Raw genomic sequence first — 18,915 nt, 5'->3', positions numbered from 1 at the left:
CTGCGCCCGTCGTCTCAGCGCGTCGTGCCGTGCACCTTCGGCAGCGCACCGCCAGCGGCCGCATTGCGGTCGGGGCGGAAATTCGAAAAATCGGCGCCGGGGAGGCCGGCGACAACCGCGAGATCATCCTCGATGAGGGCTGCTTCCCACTCCTCCGGGCCCACCAGCGGCAGCCGCACGCGCGGGCTGGAGATGCGTCCGAGACCGTGCAGGATGTACTTCACCGACACGGTGCCGGGGACGTGGGTCATCACCGCGCGGACCAGCGGCTCGAGGCGCTTGTGCTCTGCAGTCGCAGCCGACAGGTCGCCGCGATTGACCGCGTCAACGATCGTGCGATACGGAGTCGCCGTGATGTTTCCCGTCACACCGATGAGTCCGGTCGCACCGATCGAAAGATGCGGCAGTGCATTCGCGTCATCACCGGAGAAGTACATCAGGTCGGTCTGGTTCAGCACACGACTGACCTCGCTGAAATCGCCCTTGGCGTCTTTGACCGCGAGGATGTTCGGATGCTTCGCGAGTCGCAGAAGCGTCTCGTACTTGATCGGCACCCCGGTGCGACCCGGAATGTCATAGAGGATCACGGGAAGGTCCGTGGCGTCTGCGACCAGACGGAAGTGGGTGAGGATTCCGGCCTGAGTCGGCTTGTTGTAGTACGGCGTGACGATCATGATGCCGTCGGCGCCGGCCTTCTCGCTCGCCTTGTAGAGCTCGATGGCGTGCGCGGTCTCGTTGGAACCACCGCCGGTGATGATCTTCGCGCGCCCGGCAGATACGGACTTGCCCACCTCGACGAGCTTGAGCTTCTCCGGGTCGGTCAACGTCGAGGTCTCCCCCGTCGTACCGGTGACGACGATGCCATCGGCACCGGCGGTGATGACATCGTCGATGTGCTTCTCTGTGGCATCCCAGTCGACCTCACCGTCGGCCGTCATCGGAGTGACGAGCGCGACGAGAACCTGACCGAAAGGATTGCTCGAATGCGTCATTCCTCCAGCGTATCGGTTTCAGCCCTCACCGATCGCCCCGGATATGCTCACGATCATGAGCTGGCAGACCCGCGATTCCCGTCTCGTATATGAGAACCCTTGGATCTCCGTGCGAGAAGACGCCGTGACAGGACCAGCCGGCGACGGCATCTACGGCGTCGTCACAATGCGCAACGACTCTGTGTTCATCGTGGCGCTGGATGACGAGGATCGGGTGTGCCTGGTCACGCTCGAGCGCTACACGACCGGTCGCTCGATCGAGGTTCCGGCGGGAGGCAGCGACGGGCAGGATCCTCTCACTGCCGCCCAGCGAGAGCTCTTCGAGGAGACCGGCATGCAGGCCGAGGAATGGTCGCTGCTCGGATCGATGAACGCGCTCAACGGCGTCACCGTTGCACCCGAGCATGTCTTCCTCGCGCGCGGTCTGAGCGCGGCAGACAGCGCAGGCGCCGCTCATGAAGAGGAGGGCATCGAAGAGGTGTCCTGGGTGCCCTTCGCTGAGGTGCTCCAGATGGTCGCTGACGGTCGCATCCGCGATGGTGAGACGGTCGCGGCGCTGGCCTACGCCGGCATCCGACTCGGACGCTTCGCCTGAGTGCTTCGCGAAGACGTGTCGCTCAGATGCGGCCGCGGCGCGCAGCGCCTGCGGTGAGCGATGACGGAAGGACCCGAGTCAGTGCGACGACCAGCTTGTAGCGCAGCGACGGGACCGAAACCGCTTTGCCACGGGCAGCATCCCGCAAGCCCTCGCGCACGACGTCGGAGGCGTTCAGCCAGCCGATCGCGGGAATGCCCTCCTGCCCTGGCGCAAGTCCCATCCGCTCATGGAATGTCGTGTGCGTGAATCCGGGGCACACCGCCGTCACGCTGACGCCGTCGCGGGCGTATTCGGCATTCGCCCACCGGCTGAAGCCGATCAGCCACTGCTTGCACGCGGAGTAGGTCGAACGAGAGATGAATCCGGCAACCGAGGCCACATTGATGATCCGACCGCCCCGCCCGCGCATGCTGCCGAGCGCTGCGTGCATCAGGCGGATCGGTGCCTCGACATGAATGCGAAGGTGGCGCACCTCGTCTTCGATGTCGTTGTCAGCGAAGTGCAGCGGCAGACCGAACCCTGCGTTGTTGACGAGCAGATCAATCGGATGCTGCGCATCGGCGATCCTGGCCACAACGAGTGCCATCCCCTCTTTCGTGACGAGATCAGCGGGCAGGACGTCGACAGAGATCCCGTGCGCCTCGCGAAGCTCGTCCGCAAGCGCCTCCAGCGAAACCGCAGATCGAGCGACCAGCACGAGGTCAGCGCCGCGCTGTGCGAGCTGGCGGGCGAATTCCGCGCCGAGCCCGGCGCTCGCACCCGTGATGAGAGCTGTGGGCATCAGCGCTCGTATCCCAGGAATCGATAGCGGATGCCGGTGCGAGAGGTCTGCCACTCCCCTTCGTCGACGAGCCGCCAGCCCGCCTTCGACGGTGCGTAAGAGTCTCCGGCGACCGCGAGCTCGAGCTCGGTGACTTCGAGGCGATCAGCTTCTCCGATGACCTGGGCGAAGATTTCGGCGCCGCCGATGATCCACACCTTTTCCAGCCCCCGCACCGCTGCCGGAAGATCGGCTGCACGGCGCGCGCCGTCAGCCTGCCAGTCCTGCTGACGCGTGATGACGATGTTCTCGCGCCCGGGGAGCGGTCGGAATCGCTCGGGAAGTGAGTCCCAGGTCTTGCGACCCATGACCACGGGGGTGCTCAGCGTAACTTCTTTGAAGTGCGCCAGGTCCTCTGGCACGTGCCAGGGCATCCCCCCGTCTGCGCCGATGACACCGCCGGATGCTTCTGCCCAGATCAGTCCGACCCAGGTCATACGGCGACCGCCGCTCGAATTGCGGGGTGGTGCTGATAGTCCTCGATGACGAAGTCGTCATAGGTGTAATCGAGGATCGACTCGGGCTTGCGCGCGAAACGAAGCGTCGGATAGGCGTAAGGCTCACGCGTCAGCTGCTCTCGCACCTGCTCGACGTGGTTGTCGTAGACGTGGCAGTCTCCGCCGGTCCAGACGAAGTCTCCTGGTTCGAGTCCCGCCTGCTGGGCGATCATCATCGTCAGCAGCGCGTAACTGGCGATGTTGAACGGAACGCCGAGGAACATGTCGGCGCTGCGCTGATAGAGCTGACATGACAGCTTGCCGTCAGCGACGTAGAACTGGAACAGAGCGTGGCACGGCGCGAGCGCCATATCGGGGATATCCGCAGGGTTCCATGCGGAGACGATCAGCCGACGAGAATCCGGCGTCGCACGGATCTGCTCCACGACCTGCGACAGCTGGTCGATGTGTCCGCCATCCGGGGTCGGCCACGAGCGCCACTGCACTCCGTAGACGGGCCCCAGATCGCCATCGGCGTCGGCCCACTCATCCCAGATCGTGACGCCGTTGTCCCGCAGCCACGACACATTCGAGTCTCCGCGCAGGAACCAGAGCAGCTCGTACGCGATCGACTTGAAATGCACCCGCTTGGTGGTGATCAGCGGGAAGCCCTTCGCGAGGTCGAAGCGGATCTGTCGGCCGAACACGCTCGTGGTGCCGGTACCGGTGCGATCATCCTTGTGCGTTCCGGAGTCCAGCACCTCGCGCAGGAGGTTTTCATACTGCGTGGGGACGTCGGCGCTCATGCCTGCCACGATACCCGGGATCAACCTCGACCGAGGCGTCATTGGCCGTCATCTCGAGTCTGCGAACGCCTTGCATCCGTATTCTTGGAGAATGCCTGTTTCGACCGCTCTGCTCATCGCCGGTGCGGTTATGGCAGTCGCACTCGCAGTGGGCCTCATCGCCCGCGCCCAGGACGGACGGCGTCGTTCGGGTGGAGCTGTCCGCGTCAGCGACGAGGATCTCCCGAACGGTCGGCGCACCGGCATCACTCTCGTGCAGTTCAGCACTGAGCTGTGCGCCCGTTGCCCGCAGGTGCGCCGACTGCTCGGTGAGATCGCAAGCGCGAACGGCATCGCACGAGCAGAGATCGACCTGACCCGGAGCAGCGATCTCGCGGCGAAATATCACGTGCTCCAGACGCCGACGACTTTCCTCATCGACGCATCCGGCAAGGTCGCGGCGCGTTGGGGCGGCGTTCCCGATCACGGCTCGATCACTGAGGCGATCACCACGCTGCGTGCAGCGTCGCGGACGCCCCGAGAGAGACAGGAGCAGTCATGACCACCCCGTCGGGCATCGATCCCCGCGGTCCGCGATTCGCGGCGACCATCACCTCCGTTCTGCTCCTCGCAGCGCTCATTCTGAGCCTCGTCGGCCTCTCGACGGCGCGAGCGTCGTTCGGCTGGTTTGCCTATCAACCGCTCGCTGGAGCCACCTTCTCCCCCGGGGCGGCATGGGCGCTCCCATCGGCATCGTTCGCGCAGCGGGTGCTCGATCCTGGGTTCCTCGCCCTCTTGGTCATCGCGCTTCTCTTTCTCTGGGGAGTTGCCTTTCCCCGCACCGCACCGTGGGGCGTGCTCTTTCGGCGCGTCGTGCGTCCGCGGCTGTCGGCTCCGACCGAGCTGGAAGATGCTCGTCCCCCGCGCTTCGCTCAGGGCGTAGGACTCGTCGTCGTCACCGTCGGTCTCGTGCTGCATCTGGCCGGCGTTGCGTGGGCACTGCCGATCGCGGCCGCTGCCGCGTTCGTCGCGGCCTTCCTCAACGCCGGCTTCGCCTTCTGCCTCGGTTGCCAGATCTACCTGCTGCTGCAGCGCGCAGGTCTCGTCGGCAGAGAACCCGCAGCCGGCTGAGCTCGCCTGTTCCCCGGCGGAGCCATGGTCGATAGGCTGGCCGGACAGACAGCCACGACTCTGGAGGAACCATGCCCGTCACCAGCGAAGCCATCACCGCCTGGAACGGTTCCCTGATGGAGGGATCGGGAGATGTGACCTTCTCCTCATCGAACCTCGGAACGTTCCCCATCAACTGGAAGGCCCGCAGCGAGGGCTCCGACACGACCACCACGCCCGAAGAGCTGATCGCGGCCGCGCACTCATCCTGCTTCAGCATGGCGCTCTCGAATGCTCTCGCGGAGAACGGCACCCCGCCCGAGCGCGTGAACACCACCGCGTCCGTCACGTTCAAGCCGGGCGTCGGAATCACCGGCAGCCACCTCAATGTGAACGCGACGGTGCCCGGGCTTACGCCCGAGCAGTTCCAGACCATCGCCGAGGGCGCGAAGACCGGATGCCCCGTGTCTCAGGCTCTCGCCGGCATCGAGATCACCCTCGAGGCGACGCTCGCCTGATCTTCGACAGGGTTCGGCTGGCCTATCTCACGATGCGGCTGGCCGAATCTTGGCGAGGCGGATCGCCTCGCGGATGCTCGCGCGGGCGTCTTTGCGGCGCCCTGCGGCCTCTTGCACGACACCGAGGCGGTAGCGTGCCCGCCAATCGTCGACGGCCGCTTCTGCCTCCGTCGTGTAACGCTGCACGACAGACTCAGCATCGGCCTTGGCGAGTTTTCCTCGCGCGCTCAGCTCGGTTTCCGCTGGCGGCATCCCGCCTTCCGCATCCAACTGCGTTCCCAGTCGATCGGCCTGGATTCCGAACTGGATCTCGCGCACCAGCGCCCATGCACCGATCAGCGGAAGCACGATGAGCGCCACACCCATTGCAATGCCGATCGGCGTACCGCTGACGAGATACAGATACGCCCATTGTCCGGTGAGGACGAAGTAGAGGATCAGACACAGACCGACGACGATCACGCCGGCGCGCGCCATCACGAGCGAGTCCGAATGTCTATGTCGAGCATGTTCTCCAAGCCGACGACGACCCCTCGTGCCTCAGCCGCGAACGGCACGGCAAGACGGATGCCGGGAGCATACGCAAGGGCGGGCTCCACCGTGTCGTGGGTCAGGGTGAGCGATTCCCCCGGGCCGGACAGAATGACGTCCTGACGGGCGATGACACCGGGTCTGCGCAACGAGTGCACTGGCACGCTCGCAACCTGCTGGCCTCGCGCGCGCTGATCTGTGTGCGGAGCATCCACCGGACCCTGATCCGCACGTGCTGCGGCAATGAGCTCGGCCGTGCGGACGGCGGTGCCGCTCGGTGAATCGATCTTGGTGTCGCGGTGCGCCTCGATGATCTCGACCGAAGGGAAGAACGGCGCAGCTGCTGCCGCCAACGCCGAGCCGAGCACCGACCCGAGCGAGAAGTTCGGAATGAAGACCGCCGCCGTGCCCGCGGCATCCACGAGCGGGCGCACGAGCGAGATGCGCTCGGCAGACCAGCCGGAAGTGCCGACCAGCACGTTGATGCCGCGTTCGGCGGCTGCCCGCACGACATTAATGCTGACCTGCGGGGTCGATGCGTCGACGATGAGATCCACCCCGTCGAGCTCGCTGAGATCACTGGACGACGTGAGCACGCGTGTCACGTCGAAGCCGTCGAGCTCGTCGATCACCGTCTTTATGATCGTTCCGAGCTTGCCGGAACCGCCGACAAGGGCCACCTGCTTGGTCATGAGGCCAGTCTAATTCGGCTCAGACGAGCGTGTCGTCCGGCAGGCCGGTGCGCAACTCCATAGGAAGATGACTCAGCTCGTTGTGGTTGATCAACGACCACGGACGCCCCTGCTTCTGGACGATGGTCGTGAGCCCACAGTGCGCCTGGTTCAACGTCATCCAGCGCCAATCGGGAGCTTCGAGAACCTCTCGCACGAACCACGCGATGACGAAGTTATGTGTGATCAGCACCTCGTGGACGTCACCCTGTTTGCGGACGAGGAACTCGTTCACGGCATCGGACATCTGGGCGCCGCCCGCCTCGACCTCGGCATCCGTCACCGATCCGAAGAAGGACTCATACACCGCCGGGGTGTCCGGCGTCATTCCCGTCGGAACGCAATCGAAGAGCAGCGCCGACGGCTCAGGAGTGATCGACGGCAGCCGCTCGGCGATCGCTCGTGCGGTCTCAGTTGCGCGCAGCAACGGCGAATGCCAGACAGCATCCAACGGGAGTCCTGACAGACGATCTGCGATCAGCTCGGCCTGACGTTGACCTCGGGGAGAAAGAGGTCCGTCGTCGATGCCGTGCTCGGCATCTTGATGCTCACCATGTCTGACCAGATATATATAGTGCGTCACAACCCACTCGCTTCGTCGCCGTCCGTCTGCCCGGCCTTTCCACCCTACCGGCCGAAGAAGACACGTGCAGGTGCGACCGGCTCAGTTGCCTGCGCGAGTGAGATCTGCGAGCTGTGTCCGCGAAAGCGTGATGCCCGCGCCCTGCATGAGTTCGTCGACGTGCTCGGTGGCGAAGCTGTTGACAATGGGGGCCGCGATCGTGCGCTGTGCGAGCAGCCAAGCGATCGATACCGCCGCGACCGGCGCATTCACCTCAGTGGCCACCTGATCGAGCGCGCGAAGAATTCGGATGCCTCGCCGATTCAGGTGACTGCGCAGCTGCTCTCCTCGCACCCCCCTGGACATCATGGCCTTGCTGCGGTGGCGTCCGGAGAGGAAACCGTGCTCGAGCGCGTGAGACGGCGTCACCGCGAGGTTCTGCGCACCGGCGACAAGACGGAGATCACCTTCGAAGGCGTCGCGCCTGATCAGGTTGTACGGCTCGTCGAGCACTTCGATGCGCGGATACCCCGCCGAGGCGAGAATCCGCACCTCGACGAGTCGTTCGGGCGTGAACCGGAACGCGCCGAGCGTGCCGATCTTGCCAGCGTCGCGCAGCCACTCCACCGTGGCGAGAGTGTCTTCGAGGTTGCTCGTCTGGTCGAGAGTCGCATCGAGGTACAGCACATCGATGCGTTCGACGCCGAGCCGAGTGAGCGAGCCTTCGACTGCACGGACGAGGTTCACCGAACCGAGTCCCGGGTTATCGGCGTGAGTCCCGATGCGTACGCTCAGCACGGTGCGGTCGCGCCGGCCGCGGGAGTGCAACCACTGGCCGATGATGTGCTCGCTTCGCCCGCCGGAGAAACCGTCTGCCGTGTGGATGGCGTTGCCGCCGAACTCGACGTAGCGATCGAGAATGGCGTGGCTGGTCTCGAGATCGACGTTCCAACCGAACTCCGCTGCCCCGAGCATCAGCGGGAAGGTGCTGACGCCGCTCTCGCCGAGCGGCACGCGGATCGTCTCGCCAACGCCTGGCCCGACCACGGGAATCGGAGCTGAGGGATGCTGGGTCGAATCTTGGGAGCGTGTGGAAGACTCTGCTGTCCCTTGACCGAACAGTCGCATCCTCATCACCCCCGCGCGTGTCCTCCGAGAAGAACAGGGATTCCTGTACACCCCCCGGTGCGTACTTCGAGGGTAAGCGAGAACCGTGAACTCCCCGACCATTGCGCGTAACGGAGTCGGAAGTTCCAATAACTTTTCTATAACGGAAGCGCGAAAAGGCCCGGATCCTGTCCCAACGGGGCAGCATCCGGGCCTGAAAGCGAAGACTTACGCTTCTGCGGTCTCTGCCGCAGGTGCCTCTTCAGCCGGTGCGTCGTCGAGCACGGGCTCGAGCGACAGCTTGCCACGGTCATCGATCTTCGTGATCTTCACGAGGATCTTCTGACCGACCGAGAGCACGTCGTCGACGTTCTCGACGCGCTTGCCACCGGCGAGCTTGCGCACCTCGGTAACGTGCAGCAGGCCGTCCTTGCCCGGGAGCAGCGAGATGAACGCACCGAACGATGCGATCTTCACAACGGTTCCGAGGAACTGCTCGCCGACCTCAGGGTTGGTGGGGTTGGCGATCGCGTTGACCTGGGCACGTGCGGCCTCGGCCGACGGTCCATCAACCGCACCGATGTAGACGGTGCCGTCCTCCTCGATGGAGATCTGAGCGCCCGTCTCGTCCTGGATCGCGTTGATCGTCTTGCCCTTCGGGCCGATCAGCTCACCAATCTTGTCGACCGGGATCTGCACGCTGATGACGCGCGGCGCGGTGGGCGCCATCTCGTCAGGCGAGTCGATCGCCGAGTTCAGCACGTTGAGGATGGTCAGACGAGCATCCTTGGCCTGCGTCAGCGCGCCGGCCAGAACGTCCGACGGGATTCCGTCGAGCTTCGTGTCGAGCTGGATCGCGGTGATGAACTCGCTGGTTCCTGCCACCTTGAAGTCCATGTCACCGAGTGCGTCTTCGGCGCCGAGGATGTCGGTCAGCGCGGCATAGCGCGTCTGTCCGTCGACCTCATCGGTGACCAGGCCCATCGCGATGCCGGCAACAGCTGCACGCAGCGGCACACCTGCGTTCAGCAGCGAAAGGGTCGATGCGCAGACCGAGCCCATCGACGTCGAACCGTTGGAGCTGAGAGCCTCAGACACCTGACGGATCGCGTAGGGGAACTCCTCACGGCTAGGCAGCACCGGTGCAAGGGCGCGCTCGGCGAGGAAGCCGTGCCCGATCTCGCGACGCTTCGGCGAACCTACGCGGCCGGTCTCACCGGTCGAGTAGGGCGGGAAGTTGTAGTGGTGCATGTAGCGCTTGCTCGTCGTGGGCGACAGCGAGTCGATCTGCTGCTCCATCTTGAGCATGTTCAGCGTGGTGACGCCCATGATCTGGGTCTCACCGCGCTGGAAGATCGCCGAACCGTGCACGCGTGGGATGACCTGCACCTCTGCGTCCAGCGGACGGATGTCTGCAAGACCGCGGCCGTCCATGCGGACACCCTCGGAGAGGATGCGGCCGCGGACGATGCCCTTGGTGACGGACTTGTACGCACCGGAGACCTCGCTCGCTGCCGACGCGGGCAGAGTGCCCGCCTCGATGGCTGCGGCGACCTCGGCCTTGACGCGGTCCTTGACCTCGTCGTCAGCGTTCTGACGCTCGACCTTGTCCGCGATCTGGTAGACCTTCTCGAGATCAGCCGTTGCGGAGGCTGAGATGAAGTCGTAGGTGGCCTGCTCGTACGCCGGGAACACCGGGTAGACGCCGGGCGCCTTCGACGAGTGCTTCGCCATCTCAGCCTGAGCCTCGACGAGCTGCTTGAGGAACGGCTTCGCCGCCTCAAGACCGCCGGCGACGATCTCTTCGCTGGGCTTGACTGCGCCGCCCTTGATGAGGTTCCAGCTGTTCTCGGTGGCCTCTGCCTCGACCATCATGATCGCGACATCTTCGGTGCCGTCAGCCTTGGTGATCACGCGACCGGCGACCATCAGGTCGAACACGGCCTCTTCGACCTGGGCTTGGTTCGGGAACGCCACCCACTGGTCGGCGTTCTCGCCCTGGCCAGGAATGAGCGCAAGGCGGACGCCTGCGATCGGACCGGAGAACGGCAGGCCGGAGATCTGCGTCGAGGCGGATGCCGCGTTGATCGCCAGCGCGTCGTAGTACTCGCCCGGGGCGATCGAGAGAACCGTGATGACGATCTGGACCTCGTTGCGGAGTCCGTCGACGAACGACGGGCGCAGCGGGCGGTCGATCAGACGGCAGACGAGGATCGCCTCAGTGGAGGGGCGTCCCTCACGACGGAAGAACGACCCGGGGATCTTGCCTGCTGCGTACGAACGCTCTTCGACGTCGACAGTCAGCGGGAAGAAGTCAAAGCCTTCACGCGGGTGCTTTCCTGCGGAAGTTGCGGAGAGAAGCATGGTCTCTCCGTCGAGATAAGCCGCAACCGAACCCTGGGCCTGCTGAGCGAGGCGACCGGTTTCGAAGCGGACAGTGCGGGTGCCGAAGCGACCGTTATCGAGAACGGCCTCGGTGGCAGTGATTTCAGGACCTTCCAAGAGGTCTCTCCTTCTTTGTTTAGACTCGTCCGTCCGTGTGACGGGCGAGATCATACGTACGCGCGCGTATTCGCACGCTGATTGCACACAGCAATCCAGTTCCAGCTTATCAGCGCGGCAGCTCCGAACACCCCGGACACTAGAGGCATCCTCATGAGAACGCTTCGGGCACGCCGACCAGCTGCGGCGTCACGCCGTCACGGAGCCACTGGCGCATAATCGGCTCCGCCGTAGCGGCTCACACCATATCGTCACGTTGGCCTAGGCTGACCCCATGAGCACCGAAGAAAGCGCACCGTCCTCCGCCGAGGACATGAAGCGCAAGTTCAAGGAAGCGCTCGAGAAGAAGAACGCACATCACCGCAACGGTGAGTCGCACCTGGATGGCGATTCCGCCGTCCACGCAGCGAACGCCCCGCAGACGCGGCGTGAGTTCCGACGCAAGAGCGGTTGACCACCGAGAAGGCGCCGCACCCGTTCGGGTGCGGCGCCTTCGTTCTGCCCCGGCTCACTCGCCGGAGAGACCTCCGAGCAGGTGCCCGAACGAACGGCCTTCGCCGAGATAGCTGGCCGGGTCGAATGGATCGTTCGAGGTGACGGCATCCTTGCGGGTGATCGCCTCCGCCAACTCGCGCGCCCCCTTCTCCACGCGCCTGCTGAGCGGTGCGACATCGTCGCCGGATCCGCCCCAGTCGCTGGATGCCGCGAACACGCCGGTCGAGACCGCCTCGGCGTGCAGATAAGCGAACAGCGGGCGGATCGCGTAGTCGATCGCGAGCGAGTGCCGAGCGGTGCCGGCATTCGCACCGATCAGCACCGGCTTGCCAGTGAGCGCGTCGGGGTCGAGCACGTCGATGAAGGATTTGAACAGCCCCGAATAGCTCGTCGAGAAGATCGGCGTCACCGCGATCAGCGCATCGGCCGAGTACACGGAGTTGATCGCCGACTCCAGTTCCGCTGGCGCGAAGCCGGTGAGCAGATTGTTCGTGATGTCATGGGCCAGGTCCCGAAGCTCGATCACGTCGACGGATGCTTCGATTCCGCGCTCAGCCAGCTGACTCACCGTTTCGGCGGCGAGCTTGTCGGCAAGCATCCTTGTCGATGAGGGGTTCGACAGACCCGCAGAGACGACAGCGATACGGCGTGCGGCCATCTTCAGGCTCCCTTCCGGCCGAGACCGAACGCCGCCCCTGCGGGGGCTGCGGTGTCCTGGTACGGCGAGCCCGCCGTCAGGTTGTCACCACGGTTCGCGCCAGGGCGAGCCTCGCGCGATGGGCCATCGCCGTACGCAGCTTTGACGCGAGCGGCGTGGGTCGGCGCATCCGGCACCTCAGCGGGACGATTCGTCATCAGCTCGCGGCGCAGCGCCGGAACGACCTCACCGCCCAGAATGTCGAGCTGCTCGAGCACGATCTTCAGCGGGAGCCCCGCGTGATCGATGAGGAACAGCTGGCGCTGATAGTCGCCGAACGTGTCGCGCATCGCGGCGTAGCGGTCGATGACCTGCTGCGGAGAGCCGACGGTGAGCGGGGTCATCTCGGTGAAGTCCTCCATACTCGGGCCGTGACCGTACACCGGCGCGTTATCGAAGTACGGACGGAACTCATTCACCGCATCCTGAGAGTTGGCGCGCATGAAGACCTGTCCGCCGATGCCGACGATCGCCTGCTCCGGCGTGCCGTGACCGTAGTGCGCGAAGCGCTGGCGGTACAGCTCGATCAGGCGCTGGTAGTGCTCCTTGGGCCAGAAGATGTTGTTGGCGAAGAATCCGTCGCCGTAGTAGGCGGCCTGCTCGGCGATCTCCGGGGTGCGGATCGAGCCGTGCCAGACGAACGGCGCGACACCGTCGAGCGGACGAGGAGTGGAGGTGAAGCCCTGCAGAGGGGTGCGGAACTTACCCTCCCAGTCCACGACGTCCTCATCCCAGAGCTTGCGCAGCAGCGCATAGTTCTCGATGGCGAGCGGCAGGCCCTGCCGGATGTCCTTGCCGAACCACGGGTAGACCGGCCCGGTGTTGCCGCGCCCGAGCATGAGGTCGGTGCGACCATCGGAGATGTGCTGGAGCATCGCGAAGTCCTCGGCGATCTTCACCGGGTCGTTCGTGGTGATCAGCGTCGTCGAAGTGGACAGGATGATGCGCTCGGTCTGCGCGGCGATCGCGGCGAGGGTCGTCGTGGGCGACGAGGACCAGAACGGCGGGTTGTGGTGCTCGCCGACGGCGAAGACATCAAGGCCCACCTCTTCGGCGTGCTTCGCGATCGTTATCGCGTCCTTGATCTTCTGACGCTCGCTCGGTGTCTCTCCCGTCACGGGGTTCTGGGTGATGTCGCTGACGGTGAAGAGGCCGAACTGGATGCCTGAGGTCTCGGGCTGTTCGCTCATGGTGGTGCTCCGGTTTCTCACAGCGGGTGCGCCAGCATCCGCATCTATGCATTTGAATATATCTGATGAAACGCGACCTCAGCGATATTATTCCCGACCGGTAGCCTTCAATGATGAGCAGCACCCCCACCGCACCCGCGGAGCCCACCACCGGCTCCGTTCCGCGACCGCGCAGGCGCGTTCCGTTCTGGGACAACGCCCGCTACGCGTGCATCGTGCTGGTGGTTCTCGGGCATGCCATTCAACGCCTGACCTATGACTCCGACATCGCCATGGCGCTGTACCTCTCGGTCTACGCGTTCCACATGCCGGCGTTCGCGATCATCGCCGGGTACTTCTCGAAGTCCGCGCCCCCCACGAAGAAGCAGATGTCGCGGGTGATCACCGACATCCTCGTGCCGTACGTGATCTTCGAAATGCTGTGGACGCTCACGAAGTGGCTCGTCGAGGGACGGGCCGACCCGAACCTCACCCAGCCCTCTTGGACTCTCTGGTTCCTGCTCGCGCTCGGAATCTTCCGGCTCGTGCTCCCCTACTTGGCGCTCCTGCACTGGCCCCTGGTGTGGGCCGTGCTCATCTCGGTCGGCGCAGGCTACCTCCCCAACGTCGACAGCACGTTCTCGCTCTCTCGCACGCTCGGCTTCCTGCCGTTCTTCGTACTGGGCTGGTGGGTGCACGAGAAGGACCTCGTGAACAGGCTGCGACTCATCGACACACGCCCGTGGTGGTTGCGCGCGATCGCCGTCGCAGCCTTCGTCGCCGTGGGCTTCGTCGCCTGGAACTGGGTGGATCTGTGGAAGAGCATCGACCTTGACAACTGGTTCTTCTACGACGACTCCTATGCCGCCCTCGGCGCACAAGCCTGGTGGTCCGGCGCGATCCGACTGGCGCTCCTCGTGCTCGGCTTCATCCTCAGCATCGCGTTCTTCGTGCTGATCCCGCGGGGTACGTACTGGTGGACGAAATTCGGGCAGTACACGATGTATGTGTATCTGCTCCATTCCTTCGTTCTCTACCCGTTCCGCGAGTCCGGAATCCTGCGCAACGCAGAACCGACGTGGATCTGGCTGCCGGCGGTCATCGTGCTGTCGATCCTGATCGCTCTGGCGCTCGCGACAAAGCCCGTGCGCTGGGTCTTCCGTCCTCTCATCGAGCCCCGCGCGCGGTGGCTCTTCTCGGACGCGCGCCTGGTGGACGCATCCCGTCGAGACGATCCCACCGGTTCGCGGCGACCACGCGAGCGCTGACTTCTCACGCAACTCTGTGTCGGCGTGCCTCGCTTCGTAACACTCGCGTCGACGTGCAGAATTCCGTCTTACGCTCGGGTCATGCCTGATCTCAACCTCCCTATCCTCGACCTGTCGCAGCTCGACCAGGGACCCGAAGCCGCCGCACAGTTCCGCGACGATCTGCGCGCGGCAACCCACGACATCGGCTTCTTCTATCTCACCGGCACCGACGTCACCGCCGAGCTCTCCGAGCGCCTGCACAAGGCAGCACGCGACTTCTTCGCACTCCCCGAGGAGGAGAAGCTCGCAATCGAGAACGTGAAGAGCCCGCAGTTCCGCGGGTACACCCGCACCGGGGGCGAACTCACCCAGGGAAAGGTCGATTGGCGCGAGCAGATCGACATCGGCCCCGAGCGCGAGAACGTCGAGGGCGGTCCGACGTTCAACCGGCTCATCGGCCCGAACCTCTGGCCCGCAGCGCAGCCCGCGCTGCGCGAGGTCGCAGAGGAATGGCTGGCGCACCTCGATGGGATCGCTCGCAAGCTCATGCGCAGCTGGGCTCTGGCGCTGGGAGCCGACGAGTCGCACTTCGATGGAAGCTTCCGCGAGCCGGCGACGCTCGTCAAGATCGTCCGCTATCCCGGCACGGATGCACCGGAGCCTCAGCAGGGCGTCGGTGCCCACAAGGACGGCGGTGTGCTGACGCTGCTCTGGGTCGAGCCGGGCAAGGGCGGCCTGCAGGTCGAGCGTGGCGGCGAGTGGGTCGATGCCCCATCCGTCGACGGCGCCTTCGTGGTCAACATCGGCGAGATGCTCGAGTACGCCACTGGCGGCTATCTCAAGGCCACGAACCACCGTGTGGTCTCACCGAAAGCCCCGGATGACCGCATCTCCGTGCCGTTCTTCTTCAACCCGGCACTCGATGCTCAGGTGCCGGTGATCGACCTGCCGGCAGAGCTGAAGGCGCAAAGCCGCGGCGTCGGCGACGAGTCCTCCAACCCGATCGAGGGCCTGTACGGCGAGAACGCACTGCGCTACCGGTTGCGCGCACACCCGAATGTCGCGGTGATCCACCACGCAGATCTGATGGGCGCGCCCGCCTGACCCATCTGGCCATGCCGCCGCAATAGCCTGGAAGCATGCGACTGCCGTTCTTCACCATCGGACACTCGAATCGGTCTATCGACGAGTTCATCGCCCTGGTGCAGTCCGCGAATGTGGAGAGCATCGTCGACGTGCGCCGCCTGCCGGGGTCGAATCGGCACCCTCAGTTCAACGAAGACGCCTTGCGTGAATCACTCGGCGCCAACAGCATCCGCTTCGATCGCATCCCCGAGCTCGGCGGCCGTCGCCGGGTCTCCAAAGATGTGCCGTTCGAGACGAATGCCTTCTGGCAGAACCGCAGCTTTCACAACTACGCCGACTACGCGCTGTCAGATGACTTCAACCGGGGGTACGACCGCCTCGTCGCCATCGGGCGAGAAGCACGCACGGCGGTGATGTGCTCTGAAGCAGTCTGGTGGCGCTGCCACCGGCGGATCATCGCTGACCACCTGCTCGCTCGAGGCGAGACGGTCTTCCATCTGATGAATGCGGGCCGCGAGAACTCCGCTGATCTCACGCCGGGAGCCATCGTCGCCGGGAACACGGTGACCTACCCCGCCTGAGGAAACGACGAAGGCCGCCCCACACCTGGGACGGCCTTCTAAGAAGTTCTGCGCGATTGAACGCTGGTCGTTATCGGCGGAGCCCCAGGCGCTGAATCAGCGAGCGGTAACGCTCGATGTCAACACCCTGAAGGTAACCGAGCAGACGACGGCGCTGACCGACGAGCAGGAACAGTCCACGACGCGAGTGGTGGTCGTGCTTGTGCTCCTTGAGGTGCTCGGTGAGGTCCTTGATGCGCTGCGTCAGCATTGCGGCCTGCACCTCGGGGGATCCGGTGTCACCGGGGTGCGTCGCGTACTCTTCGATGATCGCCTTCTTGACGTCTGCTTCCAGTGCCATAGATTCGATCCCCTCTCACTCATTGCGCGGCGCCCGACGCCTGATACGTGGGCTCTCTTTATCCGCGGCCGATCAAACGGCAACCTGTAGAGTCTACCAGCCACCGGTCGTACGGGCGGACCGCCTGCGTGCTGCACTCGGATACCCTCGAAGGGTGCATCAGGGACCCAGGGCGTGAGTCATTTCGTCGATCTCTCACCGTTGAAAGAGAGTCCGGCGTTCGCGCGGATGTGGATCGGCTCCGCGCTCTCGGGCCTCGGTGGACAGCTCACGATCGTCACGGTCATGCTGCATGTGTTTGCTCTCACGCAGAGCACATTCGCCGTGTCGATGATCGCTGTCGCAGGACTCGTACCGATGATCCTCGCGGGGCTCTACGGCGGCATGCTCGCTGACGCGTTCGATCGACGCCTGGTCGCGCTGATCGCGGCAGCAGTCGCATTCGCCTCCACCGTGCTGCTCGCGGTCCTCACCTGGACGCAGAACGAGACGATCTGGTGGCTCTACGCATTGAGCATGATCGTCGCTGCCGCGAACTCTGTGGGAATGGCGACCCGCACAGCCATCGTGCCGCGGCTCATCCCCCGCGCGAAGCTCGCCGCGGCATCCGCTCTCAACGGCATCGCATTCGGGATGACCGTCATGGTCGGGCCCGCTCTCGCCGGCGTGCTGGTCGCGCTCACCGGCTACGGGTGGACCTACACGATCGACGTCGTGCTGATGCTCGCAATGTTCCTGGGGCTCTGGACGCTGCCGGCGCTCGTCCCAGAGGGCGAGATCGTTCGTCCTGGGCTCAGCTCCCTCGTGGACGGATGGCAATTCCTGCGTCGCGCCGGGAACATCAGGATGCAGTTCATCTGCGACATCATCGCGATGACATTCGGGCAGCCGCTCGTCATTTTTCCTGCCCTCGGGACGGTGATACTCGGCGGTGGCGCGGTGACCACGGGTCTGCTCACTGCCGCCGTCGCCGTCGGAACCTTCATGTCGAGCCTTCTCTCCGGGCGCATCGCGCAGTACCGCTGGCACGGACGCGGCATCCAGCGCGCCATCCAGGCCTACGGCGCGGCCATCGTCCTCTTCGGGGCGGTGCTGCTGTTCGGATCATTCTCCAGCCACGCAACCGAGACCGCTCCGAGCGTGGGGCTTATTGTGGCAGCCTGTATCGCTCTCGCGATATCCGGAGCATCCGACAACATCAGCTCGATCTACCGGAGCACAATGATGCAGGCTGCCGTGCCCGACACGATGCGAGGACGCCTGCAGGGGATCTTCGTCGTCGTGGTGGCGGGCGGCCCACGGGTGGGGGCCCTCTACGCGGGGACGCTCGCAACCTTCACCGCACTGTGGTTCCCCCCTCTGCTGGGAGGGCTCATCGTGATCGGGCTGGTGGGCGCTCTCGTACGCTTCGCGCCACGATTCCGCGACTACGACGCATTGAACCCCGTGCCCTGACGGACACGGGGTTCACGAGCATTCTCGCAGCGTCAGGCCTGCGCGAGCGAGCCCTGAAGGTCGAGAGTGATGGTGACGTCCTTGCCGACGAGGACTCCACCGGTCTCAAGCGCAGCGTTCCAAGTGAGGCCGAACTCTTCGCGGTTGATCGTGGTCGATGCCGAAGCGCCAGCCTTGTAGTTGCCGTACGGGTCCTGACCGAAACCGCCGAACTCGAACTCGAAGCTCACCGGCTTCGTGGTGCCGCGGATCGTGAGGTCGCCGTCGACGAAGAAGTCGCCGCCTTCGACGCGGGCTCCCGTGGAGACGAACTCCATCGTGGGGAAGTTCTCGGTGTCGAAGAAGTCTGCAGAGCGGAGGTGCCCATCGCGGCCCTCGTCGTTGGTGTCGATCGACGTGACATCCACAGAGGCCTCGACCTTTGCGTCGAGCGGGTTCTCGGGCGCGATCATCGTTGCACTCTTGACACCGAAAGTGCCGCGCACCTTCGAGATCATCATGTGACGCACGCTGAAGGTGACCTCGCTGTGCGAGGGGTCAAGCGTCCAGGTGCCTGCACGGTAGCCGGGAATGTCGATCGTAGTCATGCGGGATTCTCCTCAAGTTCTGAGCCGCAGATGCGGCCTGCACATGGGTGAAACTCGTATGCATGCGCATATATTCCGCCAATACCAGAAATTTTTCGAAGGAAAGAGGAAGGCCCCTGTCACGCGCGTGACAGGGGCCTTCGAGAACAGCGAGTCAGGTCAGCCGACAGCGACGAGGTCGATGATGAAGATGAGGCTCTTGCCGGAGAGGAAGTGACCGGCGCCTGCAGGCCCGTAGGCCAGGTGCGGAGGGATGACCAGCTCACGACGGCCGCCGACCTTCATACCCGGGATGCCGTCCTGCCAGCCCTGGATCAGTCCGCGCAGCGGGAACTGGATCGTCTCGCCACGACCCCAGGAGGAGTCGAACTCTTCTCCGGAGTCGTACTCGACACCGGCGTAGTGCACGGTCACAGTGTCACCGGGCTTGGCCTCGGCGCCGTCGCCTTCGATGAGGTCGCGGATGACGAGCTCTTCAGGAGCGGGTCCGGTAGGTGCGTCGAACTCGGGCTTTGTGCGATCAGTCATGATTCCATCAAAGCGGAGCGTCGGTGCCCGGTCA

23 protein-coding genes are annotated in these 18,915 nt (G+C 64.7%); 9 read left to right on the top strand and 14 right to left on the bottom strand.

The genetic code is table 11. The features are described from left to right. Nucleotides 1-14 precede the first annotated feature (14 nt). Nucleotides 15-992, bottom strand: a complete 978-nt coding sequence (dapA, locus tag ACN0RC_RS02580) for a 4-hydroxy-tetrahydrodipicolinate synthase (protein WP_417508487.1) — start codon at nucleotides 990-992, stop codon at nucleotides 15-17. A gap of 55 nt (nucleotides 993-1,047) precedes the next feature. Here dapA and ACN0RC_RS02575 point away from each other — a divergent pair, with 55 nt between their 5' ends. After that, entirely contained in the window at nucleotides 1,048-1,587 is a 540-nt protein-coding gene (locus tag ACN0RC_RS02575) for an NUDIX domain-containing protein (RefSeq protein WP_417508486.1), read from the top strand. Between the two features lie 22 nt (nucleotides 1,588-1,609). Here the strand turns inward: ACN0RC_RS02575 and ACN0RC_RS02570 are convergent, their stop codons facing one another. The 3 genes from ACN0RC_RS02570 to ACN0RC_RS02560 are packed head-to-tail and all read right to left on the bottom strand — an operon-like array spanning nucleotide 1,610 to nucleotide 3,653. Continuing rightward, the gene (locus ACN0RC_RS02570) at nucleotides 1,610-2,371 is read right to left on the bottom strand and encodes an SDR family NAD(P)-dependent oxidoreductase (RefSeq protein ID WP_417508485.1); all 762 of its coding nucleotides are present in this window, start codon (nucleotides 2,369-2,371) and stop codon (nucleotides 1,610-1,612) included. Next, the gene (locus tag ACN0RC_RS02565) at nucleotides 2,371-2,847 is read right to left on the bottom strand and encodes a dihydrofolate reductase (RefSeq protein WP_417508484.1); all 477 of its coding nucleotides are present in this window, start codon (nucleotides 2,845-2,847) and stop codon (nucleotides 2,371-2,373) included. The genes ACN0RC_RS02570 and ACN0RC_RS02565 overlap by 1 nt, the downstream gene beginning before the upstream one ends. Continuing rightward, nucleotides 2,844-3,653, bottom strand: a complete 810-nt coding sequence (locus tag ACN0RC_RS02560; RefSeq protein WP_417508483.1) for a thymidylate synthase — start codon at nucleotides 3,651-3,653, stop codon at nucleotides 2,844-2,846. The genes ACN0RC_RS02565 and ACN0RC_RS02560 overlap by 4 nt, the downstream gene beginning before the upstream one ends. Nucleotides 3,654-3,744: 91 nt before the next feature. On the opposite strand from ACN0RC_RS02560, the gene ACN0RC_RS02555 reads away from it, so the two are divergent. The 3 genes from ACN0RC_RS02555 (at nucleotide 3,745) to ACN0RC_RS02545 (ending at nucleotide 5,260) form a co-directional block, all read left to right on the top strand. Further along, the gene (locus ACN0RC_RS02555) at nucleotides 3,745-4,194 is read left to right on the top strand and encodes a TlpA family protein disulfide reductase (RefSeq protein ID WP_417508482.1); all 450 of its coding nucleotides are present in this window, start codon (nucleotides 3,745-3,747) and stop codon (nucleotides 4,192-4,194) included. Continuing rightward, the gene (locus tag ACN0RC_RS02550; RefSeq protein WP_417508481.1) at nucleotides 4,191-4,763 is read left to right on the top strand and encodes a DUF4395 family protein; all 573 of its coding nucleotides are present in this window, start codon (nucleotides 4,191-4,193) and stop codon (nucleotides 4,761-4,763) included. Before ACN0RC_RS02555 ends, ACN0RC_RS02550 begins: the two co-directional genes overlap by 4 nt. A 71-nt stretch (nucleotides 4,764-4,834) precedes the next feature. After that, on the top strand, nucleotides 4,835-5,260 hold the full coding sequence (locus tag ACN0RC_RS02545; protein ID WP_417508480.1) for an OsmC family peroxiredoxin: 426 nt from the start codon (nucleotides 4,835-4,837) through the stop codon (nucleotides 5,258-5,260). Nucleotides 5,261-5,287: 27 nt separating this feature from the next. On the opposite strand, the gene ACN0RC_RS02540 is transcribed toward ACN0RC_RS02545, so the two are convergent. The 5 genes from ACN0RC_RS02540 to ACN0RC_RS02520 form a co-directional block, all read right to left on the bottom strand. Then, on the bottom strand, nucleotides 5,288-5,737 hold the full coding sequence (locus ACN0RC_RS02540) for a hypothetical protein (RefSeq protein ID WP_417508479.1): 450 nt from the start codon (nucleotides 5,735-5,737) through the stop codon (nucleotides 5,288-5,290). After that, on the bottom strand, nucleotides 5,737-6,483 hold the full coding sequence (gene dapB / locus ACN0RC_RS02535) for a 4-hydroxy-tetrahydrodipicolinate reductase (RefSeq protein WP_417508478.1): 747 nt from the start codon (nucleotides 6,481-6,483) through the stop codon (nucleotides 5,737-5,739). The genes ACN0RC_RS02540 and dapB overlap by 1 nt, the downstream gene beginning before the upstream one ends. Before the next feature lie 19 nt (nucleotides 6,484-6,502). Continuing rightward, complete coding sequence (locus ACN0RC_RS02530) at nucleotides 6,503-7,105, bottom strand: histidine phosphatase family protein (RefSeq protein ID WP_417508477.1); 603 nt, start codon at nucleotides 7,103-7,105, stop codon at nucleotides 6,503-6,505. Nucleotides 7,106-7,186: 81 nt separating this feature from the next. Further along, nucleotides 7,187-8,212 carry an aldo/keto reductase gene (locus ACN0RC_RS02525; protein WP_417508476.1) on the bottom strand — a complete coding sequence of 342 codons (1,026 nt, stop codon included), beginning with the start codon at nucleotides 8,210-8,212 and terminating at the stop codon, nucleotides 7,187-7,189. Between the two features lie 207 nt (nucleotides 8,213-8,419). Further along, nucleotides 8,420-10,693, bottom strand: coding sequence for a polyribonucleotide nucleotidyltransferase (locus ACN0RC_RS02520; protein WP_417508475.1), 2,274 nt, complete (start codon nucleotides 10,691-10,693; stop codon nucleotides 8,420-8,422). A gap of 274 nt (nucleotides 10,694-10,967) precedes the next feature. Between ACN0RC_RS02520 and ACN0RC_RS02515 the strand changes: the two genes are divergently transcribed. Further along, the gene (locus ACN0RC_RS02515) at nucleotides 10,968-11,147 is read left to right on the top strand and encodes a DUF5302 domain-containing protein (RefSeq protein ID WP_417508474.1); all 180 of its coding nucleotides are present in this window, start codon (nucleotides 10,968-10,970) and stop codon (nucleotides 11,145-11,147) included. 54 nt (nucleotides 11,148-11,201) lie between these two features. Here ACN0RC_RS02515 and ACN0RC_RS02510 read toward each other — a convergent pair whose 3' ends face one another. Together ACN0RC_RS02510 and ACN0RC_RS02505 are read right to left on the bottom strand one after the other, a co-directional pair. Next, nucleotides 11,202-11,846, bottom strand: a complete 645-nt coding sequence (locus ACN0RC_RS02510) for an FMN reductase (protein ID WP_417508473.1) — start codon at nucleotides 11,844-11,846, stop codon at nucleotides 11,202-11,204. A gap of 2 nt (nucleotides 11,847-11,848) precedes the next feature. Beyond that, a complete protein-coding gene (locus tag ACN0RC_RS02505; RefSeq protein WP_417508472.1) occupies nucleotides 11,849-13,075 on the bottom strand; it encodes an LLM class flavin-dependent oxidoreductase in 1,227 nt (408 codons plus the stop codon). A 110-nt stretch (nucleotides 13,076-13,185) separates the two neighbouring features. Here ACN0RC_RS02505 and ACN0RC_RS02500 point away from each other — a divergent pair, with 110 nt between their 5' ends. From ACN0RC_RS02500 to ACN0RC_RS02490, 3 genes are all read left to right on the top strand, one after another. After that, nucleotides 13,186-14,322: an acyltransferase family protein gene (locus ACN0RC_RS02500; protein WP_417508471.1), complete on the top strand. Its 1,137-nt coding sequence runs from the start codon at nucleotides 13,186-13,188 to the stop codon at nucleotides 14,320-14,322. An 81-nt stretch (nucleotides 14,323-14,403) separates the two neighbouring features. Continuing rightward, nucleotides 14,404-15,408, top strand: a complete 1,005-nt coding sequence (locus ACN0RC_RS02495) for an isopenicillin N synthase family dioxygenase (RefSeq protein WP_417508470.1) — start codon at nucleotides 14,404-14,406, stop codon at nucleotides 15,406-15,408. Between the two features lie 35 nt (nucleotides 15,409-15,443). Further along, nucleotides 15,444-15,971 carry a DUF488 family protein gene (locus tag ACN0RC_RS02490; RefSeq protein ID WP_417508469.1) on the top strand — a complete coding sequence of 176 codons (528 nt, stop codon included), beginning with the start codon at nucleotides 15,444-15,446 and terminating at the stop codon, nucleotides 15,969-15,971. Between the two features lie 70 nt (nucleotides 15,972-16,041). Here ACN0RC_RS02490 and rpsO read toward each other — a convergent pair whose 3' ends face one another. After that, nucleotides 16,042-16,311 carry a 30S ribosomal protein S15 gene (rpsO, locus tag ACN0RC_RS02485; RefSeq protein ID WP_147037780.1) on the bottom strand — a complete coding sequence of 90 codons (270 nt, stop codon included), beginning with the start codon at nucleotides 16,309-16,311 and terminating at the stop codon, nucleotides 16,042-16,044. Between the two features lie 228 nt (nucleotides 16,312-16,539). Here rpsO and ACN0RC_RS02480 point away from each other — a divergent pair, with 228 nt between their 5' ends. Then, nucleotides 16,540-17,766, top strand: a complete 1,227-nt coding sequence (locus ACN0RC_RS02480) for an MFS transporter (protein ID WP_417508614.1) — start codon at nucleotides 16,540-16,542, stop codon at nucleotides 17,764-17,766. A gap of 32 nt (nucleotides 17,767-17,798) precedes the next feature. On the opposite strand, the gene ACN0RC_RS02475 is transcribed toward ACN0RC_RS02480, so the two are convergent. Then, a complete protein-coding gene (locus tag ACN0RC_RS02475; RefSeq protein WP_417508468.1) occupies nucleotides 17,799-18,353 on the bottom strand; it encodes a YceI family protein in 555 nt (184 codons plus the stop codon). A gap of 159 nt (nucleotides 18,354-18,512) precedes the next feature. After that, nucleotides 18,513-18,881 carry an FKBP-type peptidyl-prolyl cis-trans isomerase gene (locus ACN0RC_RS02470; protein ID WP_417508467.1) on the bottom strand — a complete coding sequence of 123 codons (369 nt, stop codon included), beginning with the start codon at nucleotides 18,879-18,881 and terminating at the stop codon, nucleotides 18,513-18,515. Between the last annotated feature and the right edge of the window lie 34 nt (nucleotides 18,882-18,915).

The organism is Microbacterium sp. (assembly GCF_048259935.1).
Classification (GTDB): Bacteria; Actinomycetota; Actinomycetes; order Actinomycetales; family Microbacteriaceae; genus Microbacterium.
This window is presented reverse-complemented; position numbering and strand designations above follow the sequence as displayed.